The sequence below is a fragment of the Candidatus Dormiibacterota bacterium genome (assembly GCA_036495095.1).
In the GTDB taxonomy this organism is placed as follows: Bacteria; Chloroflexota; Dormibacteria; order Aeolococcales; family Aeolococcaceae; genus CF-96.
Genome location: DASXNK010000154.1, coordinates 1 through 2108 on the forward strand (window position 1 = coordinate 1; position 2108 = coordinate 2108).

At 73.2% G+C, this 2108-nt stretch carries 2 protein-coding genes; both read left to right on the plus strand.

The genetic code is table 11. The features are described 5' to 3' along the window. The first annotated feature begins 188 nt into the window (after positions 1-188). Positions 189-737, plus strand: a complete 549-nt coding sequence (locus VGL20_15875; GenBank protein HEY2705159.1) for a sigma-70 family RNA polymerase sigma factor — start codon at positions 189-191, stop codon at positions 735-737. After that, positions 734-1951, plus strand: a complete 1218-nt coding sequence (locus tag VGL20_15880) for a hypothetical protein (protein ID HEY2705160.1) — start codon at positions 734-736, stop codon at positions 1949-1951. Before VGL20_15875 ends, VGL20_15880 begins: the two co-directional genes overlap by 4 nt. Positions 1952-2108 lie beyond the last annotated feature (157 nt).

Below are 2108 nucleotides of genomic sequence, written 5' to 3' on the forward strand. Positions count from 1 at the left end.
CCGACCGTGGCGGCGCTCCGCGAGATCGGGGTGGGGATGCTGGTGCCCTCCCACTGCACCGGCTGGCGGGCCACCCACATGCTCGCCGCGGCGATGCCCGAGGCCTTCGTCCAGCCCTCGGTCGGCACCGTGTACCGCTTCACGGCACCCGGCTGATCCCAGGCGGAGGGTCGCGCGTTTGTATCCGCATGATCTCGATCGCCGCCTGCGCGACCGCAACCTCGAGGGTTACGGCGGCGTCCCCCCTGCTCTTCGATGACGTGTACCGCCTCCACGCCGGGAGCGTGCACCGCTTCTGCGTTTCGCAGGTGGGCGATCCGGCGCTCGCCGAGGACCTGACCCACGAGACCTTCACCCGGGCCCTTGCCGCCTACGAGCGGGTCCATCCCGACCCCGCCACGGTGCGCAGCTGGCTGCTCGCGATCGCCCGCAACCTCAGCACCGACCACCACCGCCACCGCGGTCGTTGGCGCCGGCTGCTCCACGGACTGGAGGCGGTGGCCGCCGCCCGCTCCGATGTCGAGACGGTGGCACAGCAGCGGGCGGATCTCGCCCGGGCGACCGCCGCGCTGGCCACCCTGGGCCGGCGCGACCGGCAGCTGATCGGGCTGCGGGTCGCAGCCGACCTGTCCTACCGCGAGATCGCCGAGGTGATGGGCACCTCGGAGCAGGTCGTCAAGGTGGCGACCTTCCGCGCGCTGACCCGGCTCCGCGCCCGCCTGGAGGACCAGCGATGACCACCGACCCGAGCACCGAGACCGAAGCGGAGCTGCGCGCGCTCTTCGCCACCCTGGTCGCCCCTCCCGCCCCCGCCTCCTGGGATCGCGACCCCTCGCCACGGGGAGCCGTCCGGGCGCTCCGGCTGCCCCGCCGCCGGCACTGGACCCGCCGGCTGGCGCTGACCGCGGCGGTCGCGGTGGCCGCGGGCGCGCTGGTGACGCTCAACCGCCACCGCGCCATCCCGGCCCCGCCCACCCTCCCGTCGCTCTCCGTGTCGGCGCTCCCCGGCGCCGCCGGTCTGAGCTGCCGGCTGCCCATCTCCGCGCTCAGCGCCGACCACACCACCGGGTTCATCGTCCTCGACCACGGGCACGCGAGCTTCACGCCGGTGCGCACCGACGGCACCACCTACGTCGCGGCGCTGCACCGGTGGGTCGACACGCTGCCGCAGATGGTGGCGCCCGACGGCCGTGCCTACGTGACCCAGGACAGCTCCGCCGGGAGCACGGTGATCCACGTCGTCGACGCCTCCGGAGATCGGACGGTGCTGATCACGAGCCCGCTGGTCAGCGCCATGGCCGACACGCCGGCCGGCATCCTCCTGCACACGATGTCCGCGGGGCAGCCGGCCGCGATCGAGACCTTCGACCTGGAGTTGCTCGATCCCGGGTCGGGAAGGGTGCGGCCGTTCCCGCACCCGGGTCCTCAGGTGGTCAACGCGAACGCGGTCGGTTCCAGCAGCGAGGTCGGCTACCTCCGTACCGGCAACGCCCTCTGGCTGACCGCCTACGATCCCGCTACCGACAGCGTCGAGGTCCGCCGCTACGACCTCACCACCGGCGTGACCACCGCGTGGTTCGACGGCCGCAGCGACGGGCGGGGCCACGTCGAGGTGGTGGGCACGGATGCACACGGGCGGCCGATCATCCAGCTGGCGACCACGGACCTCTTCCACACCGACCCGGCGAAGCGCGCAGGCACCGGGGCGCGCACCCTCCTGCTCACCGCCCCGCATCAGGCCGCGGTGCTCAACCAGGGAAGCGTCGGCACTCCGGGGGTGGCCGGCAGCCTCTCCCCATTGTCGGTCAACGACGGCGACAGGGTCTGGCTGGCCGCCGACGACGGCGCCATCTGGCTCTATCGGCCCTCGGACGGCCTCCGGCAGGTGGCGAAGGTGACCACCAGCACCGAGGGCGCACCGGGGGTGGCGATCTCGGGGCCGTGCGTATGACCGCTCGCGGCACCCCCTTGCAGCGTCGATCTCGATCATGTAGGCTGCACCATCGTCACCGAACTGTTGGAGGGACACCTGGCGATGGCGACCGATCTGCACGTCGAGAGGCAGCAGGGTGCGCAGGCCCGCGCGGTGCCGGAGCCGTACGTCCCCA

Excerpts from the sequence above, each read along its gene's own strand:
- VGL20_15875 (HEY2705159.1), top strand. The coding sequence starts at position 189 with ATGATCTCGATCGCCGCCTGCGCGACCGCAACCTCGAGGGTTACGGCG.
- VGL20_15880 (HEY2705160.1), top strand. The coding sequence starts at position 734 with ATGACCACCGACCCGAGCACCGAGACCGAAGCGGAGCTGCGCGCGCTC.